19 protein-coding genes and 5 pseudogenes are annotated in these 20933 nt (G+C 41.0%); 15 read left to right on the forward strand and 9 right to left on the reverse strand.

Going from position 1 to position 20933, the window contains the following annotated elements; all coding sequences use genetic code 11:
* Nucleotides 1-128: 128 nt before the first annotated feature.
* Together AAEY80_RS12235 and AAEY80_RS12240 are read right to left on the reverse strand one after the other, a co-directional pair.
* Nucleotides 129-251, reverse strand: a pseudogene (locus tag AAEY80_RS12235) (metal-sensing transcriptional repressor); the annotation flags it as partial.
* Between the two features lie 709 nt (nt 252-960).
* Nucleotides 961-1095, reverse strand: a pseudogene (locus AAEY80_RS12240) (IS1 family transposase); the annotation flags it as partial.
* A gap of 98 nt (nt 1096-1193) precedes the next feature.
* On the opposite strand from AAEY80_RS12240, the pseudogene AAEY80_RS12245 reads away from it, so the two are divergent.
* The 3 genes and pseudogenes from AAEY80_RS12245 (at nt 1194) to AAEY80_RS12255 (ending at nt 5212) form a co-directional block, all read left to right on the forward strand.
* Nucleotides 1194-3007 (forward strand): annotated as a pseudogene (locus tag AAEY80_RS12245) (monovalent cation:proton antiporter-2 (CPA2) family protein).
* 203 nt (nt 3008-3210) lie between these two features.
* The gene (locus AAEY80_RS12250) at nt 3211-4206 is read left to right on the forward strand and encodes a zinc-dependent alcohol dehydrogenase family protein (RefSeq protein ID WP_025651768.1); all 996 of its coding nucleotides are present in this window, start codon (nt 3211-3213) and stop codon (nt 4204-4206) included.
* Nucleotides 4196-5212: a zinc-dependent alcohol dehydrogenase family protein gene (locus tag AAEY80_RS12255; protein ID WP_173240484.1), complete on the forward strand. Its 1017-nt coding sequence runs from the start codon at nt 4196-4198 to the stop codon at nt 5210-5212. Before AAEY80_RS12250 ends, AAEY80_RS12255 begins: the two co-directional genes overlap by 11 nt.
* 14 nt (nt 5213-5226) lie before the next feature.
* On the opposite strand, the gene AAEY80_RS12260 is transcribed toward AAEY80_RS12255, so the two are convergent.
* A complete protein-coding gene (locus tag AAEY80_RS12260; RefSeq protein ID WP_350588395.1) occupies nt 5227-6126 on the reverse strand; it encodes a LysR family transcriptional regulator in 900 nt (299 codons plus the stop codon).
* A 134-nt stretch (nt 6127-6260) separates the two neighbouring features.
* Between AAEY80_RS12260 and AAEY80_RS12265 the strand changes: the two genes are divergently transcribed.
* The 6 genes and pseudogenes from AAEY80_RS12265 to AAEY80_RS12290 all read left to right on the forward strand — a co-directional run bounded on the left by AAEY80_RS12265 (nt 6261) and on the right by AAEY80_RS12290 (nt 9385).
* Nucleotides 6261-7001, forward strand: coding sequence for an SDR family oxidoreductase (locus AAEY80_RS12265; protein ID WP_034617111.1), 741 nt, complete (start codon nt 6261-6263; stop codon nt 6999-7001).
* 73 nt (nt 7002-7074) lie between these two features.
* Nucleotides 7075-8073, forward strand: a complete 999-nt coding sequence (locus tag AAEY80_RS12270; protein WP_201576506.1) for a zinc-binding alcohol dehydrogenase family protein — start codon at nt 7075-7077, stop codon at nt 8071-8073.
* Nucleotides 8074-8093: 20 nt separating this feature from the next.
* On the forward strand, nt 8094-8378 hold the full coding sequence (locus AAEY80_RS12275; protein WP_201578418.1) for a putative quinol monooxygenase: 285 nt from the start codon (nt 8094-8096) through the stop codon (nt 8376-8378).
* Nucleotides 8377-8544 (forward strand): annotated as a pseudogene (locus tag AAEY80_RS12280) (IS256 family transposase); the annotation flags it as partial. The gene AAEY80_RS12275 and the pseudogene AAEY80_RS12280, both read left to right, overlap by 2 nt.
* A gap of 52 nt (nt 8545-8596) precedes the next feature.
* Nucleotides 8597-8944 carry a transposase gene (locus tag AAEY80_RS12285; protein WP_198015425.1) on the forward strand — a complete coding sequence of 116 codons (348 nt, stop codon included), beginning with the start codon at nt 8597-8599 and terminating at the stop codon, nt 8942-8944.
* A 33-nt stretch (nt 8945-8977) separates the two neighbouring features.
* On the forward strand, nt 8978-9385 hold the full coding sequence (locus AAEY80_RS12290) for an integrase core domain-containing protein (RefSeq protein WP_156915653.1): 408 nt from the start codon (nt 8978-8980) through the stop codon (nt 9383-9385).
* Between the two features lie 7 nt (nt 9386-9392).
* Here AAEY80_RS12290 and AAEY80_RS12295 read toward each other — a convergent pair whose 3' ends face one another.
* Nucleotides 9393-10277: a LysR family transcriptional regulator gene (locus AAEY80_RS12295; protein ID WP_025651575.1), complete on the reverse strand. Its 885-nt coding sequence runs from the start codon at nt 10275-10277 to the stop codon at nt 9393-9395.
* Nucleotides 10278-10376: 99 nt separating this feature from the next.
* Between AAEY80_RS12295 and AAEY80_RS12300 the strand changes: the two genes are divergently transcribed.
* On the forward strand, nt 10377-11132 hold the full coding sequence (locus AAEY80_RS12300) for an SDR family oxidoreductase (protein ID WP_025651574.1): 756 nt from the start codon (nt 10377-10379) through the stop codon (nt 11130-11132).
* Nucleotides 11133-11228: 96 nt separating this feature from the next.
* Nucleotides 11229-12272, forward strand: a complete 1044-nt coding sequence (locus AAEY80_RS12305) for an SDR family oxidoreductase (RefSeq protein ID WP_227675065.1) — start codon at nt 11229-11231, stop codon at nt 12270-12272.
* Between the two features lie 421 nt (nt 12273-12693).
* On the opposite strand, the gene AAEY80_RS12310 is transcribed toward AAEY80_RS12305, so the two are convergent.
* A complete protein-coding gene (locus AAEY80_RS12310; RefSeq protein ID WP_201617506.1) occupies nt 12694-14313 on the reverse strand; it encodes a potassium/proton antiporter in 1620 nt (539 codons plus the stop codon).
* Between the two features lie 172 nt (nt 14314-14485).
* On the opposite strand from AAEY80_RS12310, the gene AAEY80_RS12315 reads away from it, so the two are divergent.
* Complete coding sequence (locus AAEY80_RS12315; protein ID WP_201617507.1) at nt 14486-14845, forward strand: hypothetical protein; 360 nt, start codon at nt 14486-14488, stop codon at nt 14843-14845.
* Between the two features lie 746 nt (nt 14846-15591).
* Here AAEY80_RS12315 and AAEY80_RS12320 read toward each other — a convergent pair.
* On the reverse strand, nt 15592-16050 hold the full coding sequence (locus tag AAEY80_RS12320; protein ID WP_025651570.1) for a DIP1984 family protein: 459 nt from the start codon (nt 16048-16050) through the stop codon (nt 15592-15594).
* A gap of 27 nt (nt 16051-16077) precedes the next feature.
* Here AAEY80_RS12320 and AAEY80_RS15000 point away from each other — a divergent pair.
* A pseudogene (locus tag AAEY80_RS15000) lies at nt 16078-16261 on the forward strand (DDE-type integrase/transposase/recombinase); the annotation flags it as partial.
* A gap of 461 nt (nt 16262-16722) precedes the next feature.
* Here AAEY80_RS15000 and AAEY80_RS12330 read toward each other — a convergent pair.
* Nucleotides 16723-17163: a hypothetical protein gene (locus AAEY80_RS12330; protein WP_179798966.1), complete on the reverse strand. Its 441-nt coding sequence runs from the start codon at nt 17161-17163 to the stop codon at nt 16723-16725.
* Between the two features lie 270 nt (nt 17164-17433).
* On the opposite strand from AAEY80_RS12330, the gene AAEY80_RS12335 reads away from it, so the two are divergent.
* Together AAEY80_RS12335 and AAEY80_RS12340 are read left to right on the forward strand one after the other, a co-directional pair.
* Entirely contained in the window at nt 17434-17853 is a 420-nt protein-coding gene (locus AAEY80_RS12335; RefSeq protein WP_025651567.1) for a hypothetical protein, read from the forward strand.
* Nucleotides 17854-18330: 477 nt separating this feature from the next.
* Complete coding sequence (locus tag AAEY80_RS12340; RefSeq protein WP_082787299.1) at nt 18331-19914, forward strand: Fic family protein; 1584 nt, start codon at nt 18331-18333, stop codon at nt 19912-19914.
* 210 nt (nt 19915-20124) lie between these two features.
* On the opposite strand, the gene AAEY80_RS12345 is transcribed toward AAEY80_RS12340, so the two are convergent.
* Nucleotides 20125-20568, reverse strand: coding sequence for a recombinase family protein (locus tag AAEY80_RS12345; protein WP_350588397.1), 444 nt, complete (start codon nt 20566-20568; stop codon nt 20125-20127).
* A 15-nt stretch (nt 20569-20583) separates the two neighbouring features.
* Nucleotides 20584-20718, reverse strand: coding sequence for a hypothetical protein (locus AAEY80_RS12350; RefSeq protein ID WP_264298306.1), 135 nt, complete (start codon nt 20716-20718; stop codon nt 20584-20586).
* Between the last annotated feature and the right edge of the window lie 215 nt (nt 20719-20933).

Raw genomic sequence — 20933 nt, forward strand, 5'->3', positions numbered from 1 at the left:
AATTGATTAGAATGAAAACTGATTCTGACATTGCTAATGTATGCATGTCAGAAAGTTTTGTTGTATAAAAGTTAAAAAACTTCCTATATCTGAGCCAAAATCTGGGTTTTTATTTCGACATAATGCTATTGTTGCAGAATTGCACCACATTCTACATTGTCTTCTAATGCTTTTTCAATCGCTTGCGTCTGACCTTTGATCTTTCTGACACGTAGAAGAATCTTTTTTTTGTCTTCAACCTGATTAGGCATCAGACCTCCTTATTTCTAGCATTAATACTAATGTACCCCATAGTATAAAAAAGGAATATTTTTTATAAACCTTAAAAATTTAGGTAGTGTTTCAAAAAGTATGCTGAGATTAAATGAAGTCACTATTGGCTCTGCAACTGGATGCCATAATTAACTTTCCGAATCTTTACAATAACTTATAAAATTAAACTTCTGACATACCCCCTCCACTTTCGACTAACTCTTTACGAAACAGGTTTCTCAGGGATTTTAAAAGCAAAAGCTCTTAGGCGACTTCCTCACGGATTTAGGCATGCTTTCTGCTTCACAAAGCGACCTTTACCGCATCTTTCCTCCACAGACAAAGTGGTATGTCCTACCGCTAGAATATTGCGAGAAGCATTAGGGCGTGTTGAACATTCGACCATGGCACTGACAGCGACTATTTTTTAGGCGATTCGATGTTAAAAATAATAAGTTTAGTCATTCTAAGCGCTTATTTTTAACGATGAAGCGGCAAAAAAGAGTTCTGTCCCCTGCTTTTATCGTTGGGTCTGATGCTAAAATTGCCCCATACTGCGTTACAAATCTCGCTAAGGCATCTGCATTATCGTCGCTTTATGCCTTGTCTGGAACAATTTTAGCGATCAGCAGTGCCTATTTGCGAATGTTCAACACGCCCTAATATCCGTATTCTTGCTAAAGCCACACTCAATACTGAACTAACACATCTAATCCGATGCCTTACTTTACAATTATTTCCCTCAATACCTATAGTGAAAAGCTTACCAATACTTTGCTGCCAGTCTTTAAATGCAGTGATAAAACTATCCCATTGATTACTTGAAATTCGGGTATAGTGAATAACTGTTTCAACTAACTACAAACCTGTTGCACTTGTGTTTTGAATCTACTTTCTATACTTGAAGTGTCAACAGACTCTATACAAAATCTGAGAAATATATGAGTGCAGAAGCCACATCTATCAGCCTTCTATCCCCTGTCATACTGCTCACAGCGGCAGTGATCTCAGTCCCTTTAATCAAGCGCCTAGGATTAAGCTCGGTATTGGGATATTTAATTGCAGGATTAATTATTGGTCCATTTGGACTAGCGTTTTTCTACGATTCTGCGTCTATTCTGCATGTTGCTGAGCTTGGTATTGTGATGTATCTGTTTGTGATTGGACTAGAAATGCGTCCATCGTATTTATGGAGTTTAAGAAAAGAAATTTTTGGATTAGGCACATTACAGATTAGTGCCTGTTCATTGGGGTTAATGGCGGTAGGCTTGGCCTATGGCTATTCTTGGCAGGTGAGTTTTGTATGTGCTGCAGGCTTTGTACTCACCTCGACTGCAATTGTTATGCAACTTTTGGGAGATCGTGGAGACATTGCTCAACCACGAGGACAAAAAATTGTCTCGATCCTGCTGTTTGAAGATTTATTGATTGTCCCTTTATTGGCAATTGTCGCTTTTATCGCACCGAATCATGTTGTTGAAAGTACTTCTATGCGTTTGCAGAGCATCGGAATTGGTTTAATTTCAATTGTAGGTTTAATCGCTGCAGGTTATTGGTTGCTTAATCCTTTATTTCGCTTATTAGCCGTAGCCAAAGCCCGTGAAGTCATGACTGCAGCAGCACTCTTGGTGGTGCTCGGCGCAGCATTACTGATGCAAGTCAGTGGCTTATCGATGGCAATGGGGGCATTCCTTGCAGGGGTATTACTCTCCGAATCCACTTTTCGCCATGAGATTGAAGCAGATATTGAACCGTTTCGTGGCATATTGCTCGGATTATTTTTTCTAGCCGTAGGCATGTCATTAGACCTTGACGTCATAAAAAATAACTGGATGTTAATTTTAAGTGCTGTACTTGTGCTGATGTTTGTCAAAGCATCCATAATTTATCTGATTGCACGCCTGACCAAAAGTTCACACTCTGAAGCACTCGATCGCGCATTACTAATGGCTCAAGGGGGGGGGAGTTTGCTTTTGTACTCTTTGCTGCCGCCTTGAGTGCTCAAATCATTAGTGCTGATGAAAGCTCAAACCTGAATGCGATTGTAGTCTTGTCGATGATTTTGACCCCCATCATAGGCATTCTGTTTAAACGTTTTACCCAAACTACAGAACAAACTTCTTTGGAAAATATCCGTATTGCTGAAGGACTTTCTGGAAAAGTCCTGATGATTGGTTTCGGTCGTTTTGGACAAGTCTCCAGTCAATTGCTGCTTGCTCGAGGCATTGATGTGTCCATCATTGATAATGATATCGATATGATTCAAAACGCTGAAAGATTTGGATTTAAAATTTATTATGGCGATGGTTCTCGTTTAGATATTTTACATGCCTCTGGAGCAGATACGGCTGAAGCAATTGTTGTTTGCGTAGACCACAAAGAAACGACGAATAAGATTGTAGAGTTGGTGCAACATGAATTTCCTATGGCCAAGTTACTGGTTCGCTCTTATGACCGTGAGCATGCGCTGCATTTAGCAAAACAAAATGTGGATTACATGATACGCGAAACCTTCGAGTCGGCAATGCTATTTGGCGGTGCAATTTTAGAAGAACTGGGTGTTGACCAGAGTGATGTTGAAGAAATTAGCCAAGAAATCCGAGAACTAGACAAAGAACGTTTTGGAACTGAAACTGCAGCAGATGATGTCTATGCTGGTATCGGCTTGCAATATACAGGACCGCGTCCGACTGCACCTTTAATTACACCAAAGCACACAGGGCAAATGCTGAGTGAAGATGGCACTCAGCAATAATTTCACGTATTAAACCCAAATAAAAAAGAGGTCTGTGTAGATCTCTTTTTTGGTAAGCATCTGCTGAACCCCACTTCTTTAGTGAGCAGATAATATTTATTATTCATTATTTAGGAATTATTAAATCCTATAAATATCATTTATTGGATTAATTTACTTTGGTATTGTGCATATCATCCCCCAGTTAAGAATAAGGAACAACTATGAATAAGATGATGAATGCGCTTATCCTAGAAAATTTTGGTGATCATGAATTTAAACGTGTAGAACTCCCTATACCTCAACCAGAGGCTGGGCAAGTTCTAGTACGTATTCATGCGAGTGGTGTAAACCCTATTGATTATAAAATTCGTCTTGGTGAAGCAACATATGCTATGCCAGAGCTTCCTGCCGTGTTGGGAACGGATATGGCTGGAGTTGTAACTGCTGTTGGTGAAGGTGTCACCCACTTCAACGTCGGAGATGAAGTTTACGGTCTGATTGGTGGCGTTCGTGGTCTTCAAGGATCTTTAGCAGAATATGTTGTAGCAGATGCTGATCTGATCGCATTAAAGCCACGGAATATCTCTATGCGCGAGGCAGCAGTACTACCATTGACGTTCCTCACCGCTTGGGAAGGTTTAGTGGATAATGCGAAGGTCCAACCAGGGCAAACTGTACTGGTTCAAGGTGGTGCTGGTGGCGTTGGTTATATGGTGGTTCAGCTTGCAAAAGCACTTGATGCAAATGTTTGGGCGACTGCTCGTACAGCTGATCAATCACTGATTTCAGAACTCGGTGCAATACCTCTCGATTACACAACAGCATCTTCCGATGACATTATTGCTGCAAGCCCTGAGGGTCAAGGTTTTAATATTGTTTACGACACTGTGGGTGGTCCAGTACTCGAAGCTTCACTTTCCATGACGACTCACTATGGCCACATCACCAGCTGTGCTGCATTTGGCAATCATAATTTAGCGAATTCATCTCTACGGTGTGCCACAGTGTCTGGCGTATTCGTCCTAATGCCGACGTTAACAGGCAATCGCCGTTCTCATCATGGTGATGTCCTTAAGACCGCGACTCGTCTCGTTGAGGAAGGTAAACTGCGTGCTATTGTTGATCCTCGTCATTTTACTCTAGACCAAGCGATTGAGGCTCATGATGCTGTTCAAGATCGCTCTGCTAATATTAAGGTAGTTATCGATGTCATTTAACGCACTTCAGGCCAAGACTTGGCGCTTCAATTGTATTGGAGATACAGATGTTCTGACATTAGAAACACTTCCTGTTGCTTTACCAGCCGCAGGAGAAGTTCTAATACAGATGAAAACGATCGGACTCAACCGGGCCGATGTAATGTTTCGGCGTGGTACTTATATTCAAAAGGCAGTATTCCCTTCTCGTCTGGGATATGAGGGAGCAGGCATAGTTCTTGCGATAGGTGAAGGTGTACGCCAATTTTCTCCAGGAGATGCCGTATCGATTCTTCCGACTGACAATCTAGCCAAATATGGGACATATGCGGACAAGCTTCTGATTCCAGAAACTTTTTTAGTTCACAAACCCGATAATTTAAGCTGGGAAGAAGCTTCTTCAATCTGGATGCAGTATTTGACGGCTTGGGGTGGTGTAATCCATGCTGGTGGATTATCGAAAGGAAAAACGATCTTGATCACAGCAGCTTCAAGTAGCGTAGGACTAGCTGCGATACAGATAGCTGAAGCAGCGGGTGCTAAGGTCATTGCAAGTACACAGACGATAGAGAAAAAGCAACGTTTACTGGATCTTGGTGTTAAAGATGTTATAGCCAGTGAAGATGAACCAGATTTGTATGAGGCGCTTGTTTTACGTTTAGGTGGAGAACATCTTGATGTCGCCTTTGATGCTGTAGGAGGGCCACATATTGAACAGATTGCAAAAGCGATGTCTGTGGGAGGAACTATGGTTATGCATGGTGCACTTAGCCCGGAGAACACACCATTTCCCCTTAAAGTTGCATTACGCAAGAGCTTAACCATGCGAGGTTTTTTGTTCCTTGAGGTTCTCCATGACCCTGTTCTAAGGGAGCAAGCCAGACGATTTATTCTTAGCAGTATAGGTGCAGGATATCTTCGTCCAGTGATCGACCGTTGCTTTAACTTTGAGGACATGCATGACGCTCAGCGCTATCTTGAATCAAATCAGCAAATAGGAAAAATTGTAGTTACTCTAAATACATGATGGTCTTATCTGATTCAGGTTTCTATATGGCCCAGCACTTCCACTAAGTAATCAAACAATGCTCGGATTCGCAAAGGTGTCGGGCCCCGCTGTGGACGATATAAATACAGGCGCCAAACGGGAGAGGTTTCCTCATGAAGTATCTGAATGAGCTTACCACTCCTAAGCCACGGCAAAACTAGAAATCCAGGCATGTGTCCGAATCCAACTCCAGCGAGAATAGCTTGAAATTCAGCTTCTAGATCATCTGTAATAAAACGGGGCTTTGATGGCGTAAAGCTTCGACTTTCGGTGAATGTCCATGGCCAGTAACGCCCTGTTTTATGATCGAATAGTGCTGTTAGAGGGTATTTATCAAGGTCAATAATTTTTTTGGGCATTCCAACCTTATCAATTAACTCTGGCGTACCCACAGAATAAAATTTCACTTTAGCCAATTCCCTTGCCACATATCGATTGTCCGGCAAAAATCCAAATCTGATCCCGATATCTATCCGCTCATCGATCACATCCGAGTGTGAATCTGTTAGCACACAATCCACGACAATATCTGGATAACGTGTGGCAAATTCTGCTAGTGCAGGTACTACCACTTTACGCCCTAACACAGACGACACAGTAAGACGGACAGTCCCACGCATTTCATCTCGTTTTTCCTTGGTGTCTTTTACAAGCAAAGCATCGATCGATTCCACCGCAAAACGTGCTTGCTTTGCCAGACGCTCACCATCAGCGGTAATTTTAATTTGTCGAGTACTCCTGTAAAACAGAATCTCTCCGCGCTGCTCTTCTAGCTCTTTTATTGCCCGTGTCACTACCTGTGGGGAAATACCCAGCTGAGTTGCTGCCTCTTTAAAATTTCGAGACTCTGCTGCGACACAAAAGATACGCATCATTTCCAATTTGTTCTGCATGTCCAATCCTGTGTTATGGTAATTATTCCGTAAATAGGAATTCTGAAAGATAATATTATTCATTTATTATAACTAACAAGGCTGTAATACTTAACCCTCAAATATGATTGACAGATAGGTTGAAGGTTACTTGTATGAATAATATAGAAAATAAAGTTATTGTTATCACTGGTGCAAGTAGTGGTTTAGGTGAAGCTACTGCTCGCTTACTTGCTAAAAAAGGTGCAAAGGTTGTACTTGGTGCTAGACGTACTGAAAAATTAGAGGCTATTGTTCACGACATTCGTGCTGAAGGTGGTCAAGCTGAATTTATTGGTATGGATATAACCAAACCACATGAAGTACAAGCACTTATTGAAAAGGCATTAAGCGCATTTGGTCAAATCGATGTATTGGTAAACAATGCTGGATTAATGTCTATTGCACCATTAAGTGAGCTAAAAGTTGATGAATGGGATCGTATGATCGACATTAATATTAAAGGTGTTCTTTATGGTATAGCAGCTACCCTACCTGTTTTCCAAAAACAAAACTTTGGACACTTTATTAATCTCGCATCTGTTGCAGGGTTAAAAGTATTTAGTCCAGGAGGTACTGTTTATAGCGGTACTAAGTTTGCTGTGAGAGCCATCTCAGAAGGCCTTCGTCATGAAGTTGGGGGAACAATTAGAACGACTACTATTGAGCCTGGTGCAATTGAGTCAGAACTAAAATTCGGTTCTTCTCATAAAGAAAGTTCAGAGTTTGTTACTGATTTCTACAAACAAGCCATACCAGCTGACTCAGTCGCTCGAGCAATTGCTTATGCAATTGAACAGCCTGCGGATGTAGATATTAATGAAATTGTTTTGCGCCCAACGAGCCAAGAGTTTTAATGATTGAATAACATAAAATGGGAGCACTTCGCTCCCATTTTTACTCTATTTTTTTAAAGCTGAGGACAAATCTATGAAAGCCGTATCGTATGTTATAGACAACCATGATGATTTTAAAAATTCATTGGTAGATATTGAAAAAGCGAAGCCTACGCTTAAGGAGCGTGATGTACTGGTAAAAGTTCAGGCAATCTCTGTGAATCCAGTTGATACCAAAGTGAGAAAAAATTCGTCTGAAGCAAATAATCGTATTTTAGGTTGGGATGCCGTTGGGGAAATTATTGAAGTTGGCTCAAAAGTTACCTCGTTTAAAGTAGGAGATTCTGTTTGGTATGCTGGCGATTTAACCCGAGATGGTAGTAATGCTGAGTATCAAGCAGTCGATGAACGAATTATCAGTCTTAAACCAATTACAGTATCTAATGCAGAAGCAGCAGCATTGCCATTAACTGCAATAACGGCATGGGAAATGCTGTTTGATCGGTTTCAAATTTCAGAAACAGAAGTTGGCAGTATTTTAATTATTGGTGGTGCAGGTGGTGTAGGATCAATCGCTATCCAACTCCTAAAAGCAAAAACAAATCTGACCGTTATAGCAACAGCGTCACGTGAAGAAACGAAATCTTGGGTGGAATCACTTGGTGCCGACCATGTCATTGATCATAGCAAAGATTTAAATGCACAAATCGAGACACTAGGCATTGCAAAACCAAAATACGTATTCTCTACAAATCATACAGACACCTATATCGAGCAGATAGTTTCTCTGATTGCACCACAAGGCAAGCTTGGATTGATCGATGATCCACAAACCTTTGATATTATGCCGTTTAAGACTAAATCTATTTCTATCCATTGGGAGTTGATGTTCACCCGTTCAATGTATGAAACCGATGATATTGAAAAGCAAGGTGATCTGTTGCAACAGGTTGCCCAATTAGTTGACCAGCAAAAAATTAGAAGTACCCTCAACCAAAATCTAGGCAAAATTAACGCTGCAAACTTGGAAAAGGCGCATAAGTTGCTTGAATCAGGCAAGTCGAAAGGCAAAATTGTACTAGAAAACTTCTAAAATAAATTCAAGGTGAAATAATGACTATTTCAATAATTGCGAACTTTAAGGCAAAATCAGATCAAAAAGAGACGTTAGAAACGCTTTTAAAAAGTGTAATAGAGCCTACGCTTCAAGAAGAAGGGTGCTTGAAATATGAGCTTTATATTAGCGAAAATGACTCGAGTAGATATTTCTTCTTAGAAGAATGGCGTAGCAGGGAGGATTTAGATATCCATATGGCCACTGATTATATTCAAAGTTTATTTGGTAATATCCAATCACTCATTGAATCAAGTGATATTGTAGAAATCAAAAAAATATAGCTGTATTCGGACAGCGGTGAATAAGCGTAAAGTATTCCCCTCTGATCAAGCTGCATTTAAAGTGGTGTATTTAGCCACCCAGCAGGCATCTTCGAGGTGGTCGATGCCGAGTCAACACTGGACGTCTGCTTTGAGTCGCTTTATGATTATGTTTGTAGTGGCATAATTAAGTCGGACCATGTTTAAGAGGTTATACTACCCCAAAGAGAATAATTAGTATGACTACCAAACGCCAAAAATACACCCGAGAATTCAAGTTAGAAGCCATTAGCTTAGTCGTTGAGCACAAACGCAAAGTTGCTGAGGTTTCCCAGTCGCTAGGCATTGGTACTTCCACCTTAGACAATAGGTTGACGCGCTACCTAGCGTCTAAGTTTATGAAAGGCATGGGACTAATGAGCTGTCAGCTCAAGACGCATAAATACCAGCAAGCTGATCAAGAACACAAAGCCCATGACAATCTCTTAGATCGCAACTTTAGCCCAGAAGCGCCTAATCAAGTGTGGACAGGTGATGTAACCTATGTCCGTATCAAAGGTGGCTTTAGTTATCTAGCCGTTGTTTGAGATTTGTATGCCCAGCGTGTGGTCGGCTTTTCTATGCCAGACTCACCTGACAGTGCTCTGCCCGCTAAAGCGCTGCAGATAGCGTATCAAACCAGACTTAAACCTAGTGGCGTCCTGTTTCATTCCGATCAAGGTACCCATTACACCAGCAAGAAGTTTGCTGATTCAGTCGCTGGTTGTGACGGTATGATACAAAGTATGAGCCGTCGTGGTAATTGTTGGGACAATGCCCCAACTGAAAGGTTCCTCAGGAGTTTTAAAACGGAGTGGATGCCAAAGAGCGGTTACGAGGATATGGATGCAGCATCGGCCGCCATTATTGATTATATCTGGGGCTACTATCAAACCGTGAGACCGCACCGTTTCAATGATTATTTATCACCAGCAGAAAAAGAGAGACGTTACTTTAACCAAAATCTCTTATCAGCTGTCCTAAATTAGTTGACCACTAAACTTTTAGCCTGTCAACGATAAAATCTATCATCGCCAGTACTCGGTTTGGCGATGGGCGATGTCCGGGGTAGACCGCATAGAGATTGATCAGCTGATGTGTAAAAGAAGTAAGCACACACTCTAAACGTCCTGCTTTAAGGTCTTCCTCAATGTCGAATTCACCTTTTACAACCACACCTGCACCATTAATAGCCCATTGGCGTAGTACACCTCCATCATTGGCCAATCTGTTGCCGGATATTTTAACTGCAAATGATTTTCCTTGTTCGATAAAGTGCCATTCCGATTGCGAAGCGTTGGGACGAGCTAAAACCAGACAGTTATGCTGTAAGAGCTCTCTAGGATGCGTGGGCTTCCCGTTGTTTGCCCAATAAATCGGGGCTGCACATACGTAGCGCTTTTGACTCATTAATCGGCGTGCTTTGAACTCTGAATCGACCAGAGGTCCGGTTCGAATGGCGAAATCAAAGCGTTCACCGATCAGATCCACGACACCATCCGATAGATGAAGATCCACTTTTATTTGTGGGTGTAACTCTAGAAATTCATCAATGATCAATGGTAATCGAGTACGACCAAAATCATTGGTTGCTGTAAAACGAATGGTTCCTCGTAGTGGTCCATTTTGATTAACATGATCAAGCGCTTCTTTTATTTTTCCGAGTATGGAGCGGCAGTGATGCAGAAACTGCTCTCCCTCCGGTGTAAAGTACATGCGCCGAGTAGTACGCATAATCAGTGTTACGCCTACGTACTGCTCTAATTTTTGTAATGCTTGCGTGACTGCTGAGGGAGCGATGTTCCTTTGTCTGGCTACTCCAGCCATGGAGCCGATATCGTGAATATCCACATATATCTGCATTAAGTCAAGTCTGTCCATTATTCAATATTCCTGAATAAATTATTCTTTATATGGTTAATTATTAGTTGATTTAAATATTGTATCATAAAGACCAATTAACGATTTAGGCAGAATAAAATGACAACACCACTGATACAGAGCAATGATGGTCAAGGCTCACTGAAAGGCAGAAAAATTTTTATTGTTGGTGCAGGCTCAGGAATGGGGGCGTCGCTTGCAACGATGGCGGTCGCTCGTGGCGCCAAAGTGGCCTTAGCTGGGCGAAAGCAAGATAAGTTGGATAAGGTTGCAGCAGAACTGGGTGACAGTGTATTAGGTACTTATGCGCTAGATATTAGTGATGCGAAGCAAGTTGATGTAGCACTTGCAGAGCAGGCGCCATACGATCATATTGTATCGACCGCTGCTGATCTGGTGTTTAAGCCATTTTTAGAGTTGTCGGATATGGAGATTCAAAGTATGGTTGCCAGCAAGCTTTACGGTCCGATCAACTTAGCGCGTAGCGCTGATAAGCACCTGACAAATTCAGGCTCTGTGTTATTTTATTCAGGCCTTGCCGCTTATCGACAAGGAGTAGGCTCGTCTATTGTTGGTGTTGTAAACATCGCATTAGAAAGCCTTGTGGCTAATTTAGCCATTGAAATGAAACCAAAACGTTTTAATGTTATTTCTCCCGGAGTCGTCGATAGCGCAACTTGGGATATGCTCAATGATGAAGATAAAGCTGCTCTCTTTAATGATGTCGCTCAATCGCTTCCTGTTGGACGAGTTGGTCAAACGAAAGACCTCTCTCACGCAGCATTGGCTATTCTTGAAAATGGCTTTATTAATGGCACCGTGGTCAATGTTGACGGCGGTGGTCGTATCGCCTAACCTGTAAGACAATTAATTTTTGATACCAGCCACTGCTAGTGGCTGGTTTCTATCAAAAAAGTTGACGTTACCTAAGGAGATATAATGCAACCTCATATGCTTGTCGTAGGTGGTTCAGGTGTGACCGGAAACGGGGCTGTTGTCGCATTACAAGATGCTGAGTGGAAGGTAACAACTCTTTCAAGAGCGATTGAGCCTCCCCATGAGACAGCACATTTATCTGCTGATTTACTTAATAGAGCTTCACTACAGAAGCATTCAGACAGTCTGGCCCATGTGACTCATATTTTTTATGCAGCAATCAAACCCTCCGATGATGCAAAGACAGAAGCGGAAGAAAATAGCTTGATGTTTAAGAATATCATCGAAAGTGTGATAGCCGCTGGGGCGGATTTGAAGCGGGTGATATTCCTGCAAGGGGGCAAGGTTTATGGTGCTCATCTTGGTGTGTATAAAACGCCAGCTCGAGAGGATGATAGCCGTCATTATCCACCAAACCTATATTTTGAACACGAAGACTATGCTCGCACGTTAGAGAGTAAAGGTATCAGGTGGACCGCTTTGCGACCGGATATCATGATTGGTCATTCGCTTGGTTCTGCTATGAATATGGGGAACTTGATTGGTCTCTATGGTACGTTGTGTAAACACTTTGGCGTTGCTATGCAATTTCCGGGTTCTGCAGCGGCTTATAGTGTATTGATCAACTTTACGACTGCGAGTTTATTGGGTGAGGCGGTCGTGTGGGCGGCCGACAACGAAAAGGATGGTGCTTATAACGTTACCAACGGTGATGTATGTCGCTGGAAGTATCTCTGGCCAAAAGTGGCGGAATGGTTCGGACTGGATGTCGGCGAGCCACAGCCAATTAATCTTCAGCAACGTTTGAATCAGGCGTCAGATTCCGAATGGAAGAATATTGCAACTCGATATGACTTGCGAGAGCCTGATATTAATCGTATTGCTCAAGGCAGTTTTGGTGACTTCCTTTTTCATGTCGAAACCGATGGGATATTTGATGTGACGAAAGCTCGTCAGGCTGGATTCAATGAAATGAGTTTGCGTACAGATAATGAAATCATTGAGCATTTAGACAATATGGTAAAAGATGGATTAATTCCCAATCCCCAAACTATGTAATGATTGTTTTTCTCAAATTTTTTTGAAAGTCATCATTAGATTAAAAAAGTTGCTGGGTATCAAGAAGCTGGTGTCGTCACGGACGAGACGTTTAATAACAAGCTGAATGAGATTATCAGTACGCTTTAAGCTTTGATGTAACTGAAAGAGATGAATAAAAAAACACTCAACTTGGTTGGGTGTTTTTTGTTAAATAAATCTCTAGACAATAAGTAAAGGTTAGTACTCTGCTTCACTAACTATTGTGCTATCTTTAGAGTTGTTGCCAAATAACTAAAAGTAGTTTGTTAAAAGGAATTTGAAAGTGGCCGAAAACTCTAAAAAAGAGCAGAAACCACCCTCGATGTTAGAAATGAGTGAAATGCTTGATAGGGTTCGGAGTCAAATGTACCCGTTATCTTACTGTAGTGGTCAAATATTTTTAGACAGTACTTAAGAGGTTTTTGTTGAAATAAAGTCTCTCTTTCTCGCTCGGTGTTAAATACTCATTAAAGCTGTGTGGTCTTACACTTTGATAATAGCCCCAAATATAATCATTTACTGCCTGCTGAGCCTCATCAATATTGTCATAGCCGTTTTTTGGCATCCACTCTGTCTTAAAGCTTCTAAAGAACCTCTCTGTAGGTGCATTGTCCCAACAGTTGCCTCGTCGGCTCATACTATGCGACATACCATTGCACTTGGCTACGCATTTAGCATACTCTTCACTGGTATAATGACCACCTTGATCTGAATGAAACAGCACGCCTTTAGGCTCAAGTCTTATGTGATATGCCATTTTTAGTGCAGATGTGGTCAGCTGGGTATTCGGGCTATCTGACACCCACACTTCATGCTCTTCTTTTGGGCCCTTATTGTTAGGAATACGCACCTTAAACAGATTGGCCATAAAAGGAATGGTCGTCCCTTGTAACACCAACGATAAGACCACCACCCCAAAAGCGATATCAAACAGCATAAAGGCATTGTCCACCCCTGCAATCACTGGCAACATGGCAAGGGTAATGGGCACCGCACCACGTAAGCCGACCCAAGAGATAAAGCCGATCTCTCTATTTTTAAATTTAAACGGTAAAACACTGGTATAGACTGCAATAGGACGAGCCACTAAAATCATAAAGGCAGCAATGGCCACTGAATAAGGCCAAACTTCAAGAACGTTCGATGGCCTGACCAATAGGCCCAATACCACAAATAACACCGCTTGCGACAACCACGCAAAGCTGTCCATCACGCGCATGACATGCTCAGTTGAGCGTACCTTATGGTTGCCAATCATAATACCAGCGATAAAGACCGCGAGAAACCCACTACCGCCCAGTAAGTTAGTGGCAGAAAACACTGCTAAACCCGCCGACATTATTAAAATGGCATACATACCTTCTGCCAAATGTATCTTGGGTAATAATCGAGATAGGAAATAGCCAAAGAACAAGCCCATTCCTAAACCAAAACTAAGCTGTTGTAATAGTAGGCCTAAGAAGCCTAGCGCTGTCTGTCCGGCAGGATCAACATTTAAAGCAATCAATCCAGTGACTAACAGAATCGCTAAAGGGTCGTTGGCGCCCGACTCTAATTCAAGCGTGGCTTGGACACGATCATTTAATTTAACACCGCCATTACGCAGCAGTGAAAACACCGCTGCCGCATCGGTTGAACCCACGATTGCTGCCAGTAATAAGCCAAAGCGCCAATCGACATCCAGCAGCCATGTGACGAATACACCCAGTATCATGACTGTCGCAAGTACGCCCCAAGTAGCCAGTGTGATGGCTGGTTTTAAGCCAACTCGGAATGATTTAACAGAGGTGCGCAACCCGCTATCTAACAAAATACAGGCTAAGGCTGCTTGTCCGACAAAATTGGCTATCGCATATTGAGAAAATTCAATACCCAAGATACCTTCTTCACCAGCAAGCATCCCGACGACTAAAAACAATAGCAAAAGTGGAACACCCAAACGCGCCGATAACGTACTTGCCATGATACTGGCGAAAATTAATACTGCTCCTACGAGATACACGATATTTAAGGTATCCATGTTTCATTAAGCCCTATTTTATAATACTAAGCTGAACTAACCAGAACGGGAGTAACATTTACCCATTGCTTTCAACGGTTAATTATTGTTTTAACATGCTCCTTAAGAATAACTGAGCTATGCTTGTATGTTAGTAAATATCTTATTCTATTATTGCTAAACGAGTCATATTATGAAAAAAGAGACACTGACAGGACTATCTATTATTACATTTGCAGCATTTTATATTTGGATTCAAAATGGCAGTAACCCATTTGATAAAAAAAGAAATACTGAACTCGAACAAGCTCAAAAAACATCAAAGATTGCATTGCTAACGAAGTGCCAGAAAGCAGTACAGCCCATGCTTAAAGGCTTTAAGTCTATGGACATTAAACGAAAAAACACAGACTACAGACGATTAAATAATGGTAACTTTGAAGTCATAACACATTACTACGCTGAAGATAGTTTGTATGCGGCTCCGCTCATTATCGTCGACTGCTTATTCGATAAAGATGGCAGTTTATTAGAAACAGCGCAGGTTAAATAACTTCCAGTATAGCTATGGAGCTGTAGTAGATAAGACTTTAAATAACACACCTTTTTCTCAAACTTTTAAGCTGCTCATGCTGCTGGCCATTTGCTCAGCCAGTTTTTTAATGTCAGATTGAGTAGTCATTGCTTATTCTCCTGCTATTGGATTATAAGCAGTTACACAGTTTTTAGGAAAAGCTTCTCAATCTGGCATTAAGTTACTGATTCATTTCGGGTATACCCGAGTGGAAACAGCTATATCACCCTTTAAGCCCATTGATAGACCGTTTAAAATAGATTAATGCAGTAAAACCACTTCAAGCGTACTATTATTACGCCTATAATCTATTGTAAGTATGCCTATGATAAACCGATTTCACTGGTTCGGTACCCTAGTGAGGACTTGAATGGAGTCGTGGATTAGAGAGGTTTAACACGGGGTGTTGAGTTTGGTAAATGCGTAGTACTCGTAGATGACGCTCTTGATAATCGGCGTATCAAGAGGCATTAAACGTAAAGTTGAAACCGACTGTCAGTATCTGGTAGTAAGGTCTAAGTAGTACCTTGTGAGCTGTGACGTGTTCGGGGCATAAGTAGTAAAAAAAGCGTCTACCCGCAACGCATGACAAACACTACAGTATGTTTTCAACCCCCTGTTGTGTAGGTAAGGGGTCTGACACTCGCCCAATCGGTTCCAATAGGTGGTTCTATTCATTTATGACTATAAGAATAGAAAATTATAAATTTAGTAGTCTACAAATCTTATTCAACAAGGTTAATTTGCCAGTTATTGGCTTGAATGACAATATTAATTTTGCGTAGTTTCATCGCCAGGTCATCGGCTTGCTTTTGTAACCCAGCTACTGAGACCATAATATTCCATTTAATTTCACGATGACTATAACGATCTGCCTCAGTGTCGGTCGCTTCAATTGCTTCAATTAATAGTTTGTGGCGCATCTCCAACGCCTCGCGTTCAACCAATAGCGTCAGCATTGATTGATCTTTATCCGTCTTAGCAACTGCATTGGTACGGTGAATACGTTCAATCAAAGTAGATAGCTCAGTAATGACTTGACTAGCCTCAATCATTAGATGACTTGGATCTTCATTTGGCGTATCGCCTTCTTGAACTTTAGCATTACTACGAATACGTCCTTTAATTTGAGCAAGTTTTTTTTGCATATCGCTACGAATAAGTAGGGCTTCTGCGAGTTTCATTTTTAGCTCCTTTTAACACCTTATTAGTATACTGCGTTTATTATAGATGTGTTTGTCCGTCGTATTGTTGGCTGGAAGGTGTCTAATCGTATGAACATCGATATGGTGATGGCAGCGTTAAATCAAGCCATTGCAGACAGAAACAACCCAAAAGACGTTATTCATCGTAGTGATAGAGGCGTTCAGTATTTATCTATTCGTTATACTGATCAGATGGCTGATTCTGGCGTTATTACCTTTGTTGGAACGCGGGTAATTCATATGATAATGCATAGTACGATTGGTTATGTATCACCTTTTGAGTTTGAAAAGCAATATTATGATAGTCTTAATGAGTCAGGCAAAGTTGCCTGACTCAAATAAAACGCTCTCCGATATAGTCGGGGCGGTTCAGATAGCCAACTGGTTTAATATTATTCCGGTATATATGGGGTTAAAAAACGCACTAAGGCAGTGATTATTAAGAGTATTAGAAGAAGGAGTTGATATTTTATAAATCGTTCTGGGATAAATAAACACAGCACAGATACTATAAAAATTCCTATAATTTCAATCAAATTAGATAGACTTTGAGAGCCAAATCCTAGCCCAGTTAATACGACCCACAAAAATGATGGTAAGAATACTAGGCTAAATTTTTTCAATGGTTTATTCATAGGTTAGGCTTATCTGCTATGTGGGCGCAATTTCTATTGCACCGGCAACGGCACAACCCTGATATACTTTGCCTGCGTAAGTTAATATTGCAGTAAATTCATTTTGATAGCCATTGTCATCGATACAAAGGTTATTTTTTATATTCACAACAATAGGCTGTCCATTGACAGTACTCGCGTATTCGACACCTTCAGTATTGACAGAACCAGAACCCACCACGGTAACTGTTGCTGTCGTTGGCTTTAAGAAATTCGCCTCTATACTTAGCTCATTTCCTTCAATCACTATTCGCCAAATTTTCCCTTTGTTTCCAAAAGCAGTAAATGCCCCTGACGCTACCGGCGCTTCTATTGTAGGCTGCTTACTCAGATCCGTGGTGTCGGCACGATGGTTACTACAAGCCACTAGAGCTAAGCTGCCCGTTAAGCACATTGTCGTTAGAAGCAAAGAACGCATAATTTTTCCTTTAATATAATAAGAGAACACTACTATTTAGCAGTGTTCTCTTTGTTTACGTGATGAAATTCAGGTTTTTACTACCATAGGTAGGTTTGCGGTAGAACTAGAAGCTAGGGCATTAATTAATACTATCCATTACGGGCAGCCTTATTCAGTAACTTACCAACGCACTCTCTATATTAGTAATACTAATATAACATATCTATAAAATTTAATAGCGTGAAGTAAGTTAAAATCGGTATTTTTTACTGCTCGGGGATTTAAAATATGAAAAACTTAACGGCTGCTATTCTAATTGCGCTTCCTGTTCTAATGGTAAGTCCTACAGTAATGGCCGCATCTTCAGATGCAGTGGCTAAAACTGTTGATGTTCAATTTAAAAAAGGCGCTAGTTCAGCTAACTATTATGGGAAATTAAAGGGTAGTAAGTACGATTCCTATACATTTTATGCCAAAAAGAACCAAAAGCTTTCTGTTAAAACAACGGCAGGGAATGTGGATTCTTATTTATTTAATAAGAATTTATCAGATTCTGTCAATGTAGGAGAATATTCCTCTGAACTAGATAACCAAGGTTATTACAAGCTTCCATATTCAGGTAAATATGAATTGCGTATTCTTCAGCCACGTTCTCAAGCTTCTAAAGGAAAAACACCTCCATATTGGCTAGAACTATCTATTCTATAGGTATATAAGCTTAATAATGGAGAGCATCCTAAATTTTGTGTAAGTATTTAATCTAAACGTCAGTTACACAGAATCTGGGATGGTCTCAATTATGGATGATAAAAAATTTCTCTTACAATCATTATGGATAATCGGTCTAATTCTGTTATTAGCAATCCTTCTTTCGATTAGGTTTGCCAAAATGTTGTAATGCTTATAATTGCTGTATTTTTTTGATAAGTATTGATGTGGGGGATTACCGCATTATTTACAGAAATGGGTACTCTATTACTACGTAGCTATGTTAAGAACGGTGTATTTTCATCATTCAATTTCGTTCAATTATGCCCACTTAAAACGCCCTTCGATCTTTATCTAAAGACATCACAGCGTCATATAAAAATCGATTTAATGCAATGAGGCTTCATTATAATCATTATATTGCATTCATAATCGCTTTTCTGCAAAATAGCTTATCTATAATCGCTTGAGCCCCTCATGATGAATACCCCTACTTCAGACCCTATTGGCGCAGCATGGCTTATCCGTTATGCCAGCATCGAGCTGGTGTCCCCTTTATATGTCAGCAGTAGTATCGGTGGGCGCAGACAAACCTATAAAGACGGTGACGTCATTCATAACGCTTATCAGGAAACCGCGCGTCCACTGGACACTATCATTGCGCACTTACAGTTTCACATGCGTCATGAAGTACTGAATTTAGAGTTACTGGTTCGTCTATTTGAGCAGGTAGGTGCTGATGACGTACAAGCATGGGTAAACGCTGAGCCGACAGGCAGCTATGCCCGTAGAATGGCTTTCTTGTATGAGTGGCTCATGGGTCAGCAGTTAGCAGTACCGAGTAATTTAGGCGGTAACTATGTGGATGCTCTAGATGCTAAGAAGCAGGTTACTTCAAGCCCTGCGCATGTCATAAAGAATGCTCGTTGGCGTATCAATGACAATCTTGCAGGAACCCGTCATTTCTGTCCTCAATTGGTGAAAACAGAGTTGTTTACGCAAGCCGCTGCACTCGATATTGCCACAATGGTTGACAAGCTGAACGATGAATTTGGGCAAGACTTACTGATGCGTGCCTCCGTATGGATGACATTACGAGAGAGTAAAGCCAGTTTTACTATAGAAGGTGAAGGGAAAGAGTTAAAACGTATTGAACGTTTCGCCGATGTGATGGCACGGCGTACCGGCAAGGGCGATATTCCGCTTGATCCTGAGTCGCTAGCAGAGTTGCAACAAGAGATACTTGGTAGCAAAACGGTCATCCAGCAGTATGGCGTCCGTCAATCTCCAGTTTTTGTGTCGCATACTCAGGTCAATGGCTTTAAAGAGATTGTGCACTATATTGCGCCACCTGCTGATGACATTGCTGAAAAGCTCAAAGGGTTACAGGCATTTATGGAAAAGACCGAGGGACAATCGGCACTGATACGTAGTGCGGTTGCTTCCTTTGCTTTTGTGTATATTCATCCGCTAGCGGATGGCAATGGCCGAGTACATCGCTTCCTAATTAACGATGTACTCAGACGCGACCAGATCATTCATGAGCCGATTATCTTACCTATATCGCAAGCCATCGCTGAGCATCCCTCAGACCGTCATGCCTATGATAAAATTTTAGACCGTGTATCCGTGCCACTTATGGAGCAAATCCGTGATCATTACAGCTTTGATAAACAAGCGATTACTTACCCTGATGGTATTCGCTCAAACTTAAATTTTGAAGACAGTCACCTTATTCAACCGGCATGGCGCTTTATGGACCTGACGCCTCATGTTCAGTACTTATCAGGACTGATTGCGCATGTTATTGAAAAAGAGATGCATAACGAGTCACAGTACCTAAGACAACATGACCATGCACGACTGGCGATAAAAGAGATTATTGAGATGCCCAACAGCTATGCCGATAGAATCATTCGTAGCATGCTGCAGAATAAGGGTGCTAAAAGTAATAAGCTATTGAAAGATTATCCGTTTTTGGCAAATGATGAGGTTTGGGACGATATTTTCTCTGTGGTTGTAGAGACATTTAAAGATGAAGCAAATGGTTTGAATAGTTAGAACAAACTCTGCTATACGCAGGAAAGTCTGCCTTAATAATCAAGCTCAAGCTAGTATTTGTGTCATCGTTACGATAATGATTCGTTTATAAAAGATTCGGCTAAAATACTGTCACCTGAAACGTAATCAATATTTTTCTTACTTAAACAGAATATATTAGAGGAACTTTGATAACAGACAATTTTTATTTGACAAGGTTATTACAGATCCTCAAAATAATTTTGAGTATTTGAGTATTTGAGTATTTGAGTATTTGAGTATTTGAGTATTTGAGTATTTGAGTATTTGAGTATTTGAGTATCGACCCATTTTTATAGCTACAACAGCTATCAGTTGACGAAAACACTTAGCCGTAGCTTGCATTTCAGTATAGCTATGTCCAGATTTTAGGAGGTTAGCGATAATCTTACGTTTCTCGGAATCTTTCATACGTCCTGAATACTTATCTTCTGTATTAGCACGAGCAATACCTTGCATCTGACGGTTACGCCGATCTTCATAGTCCTTTCTAATAGCAGCGAGCATATCAAGTAACATTGAATTGATGGCTTGCAACACGCTACTCATAAATTCAGTGCTATTCTCAGATTGAAGCGCCATATGTGAGGTCGGCAGCTCTTTTGATACGACTGCCAACTTTTTCTCTGATAGCATTCTTTTGAGAGTAACCTAATCAGCTTGTTTCAAACGTGCTAAGCGGTCAAACTGCTCAACCAAAATCACATCGCCTTCGTGGGTTTGAAAAATGAGATAGTGTATCGCCAAGATAGGTGTAGTTTGATTTTTACTGTCAGGCTGCGTCACTAAAATCCGCGAAGTTTGTTACTACGGATTTGATAGTAGAGATCAGATGGATTGACCATCAGTTCGTCATACACAAAGAGTTGTGCCACAAGTCTACAACCCTCCATTATTATTTTCAGAGTGAAGACTTACCTGAGAGCTATAGTCAGTTCAAAACAAAAGTGTTATGGCTAGGACAAACATCATAAAATAATTTGGATAAGTCGTTTTCCATC

Origin of the sequence: Psychrobacter sp. 78a-MNA-CIBAN-0178, from assembly GCF_040309625.1 — a bacterium.
In the GTDB taxonomy this organism is placed as follows: Bacteria; Pseudomonadota; Gammaproteobacteria; order Pseudomonadales; family Moraxellaceae; genus Psychrobacter; species Psychrobacter okhotskensis.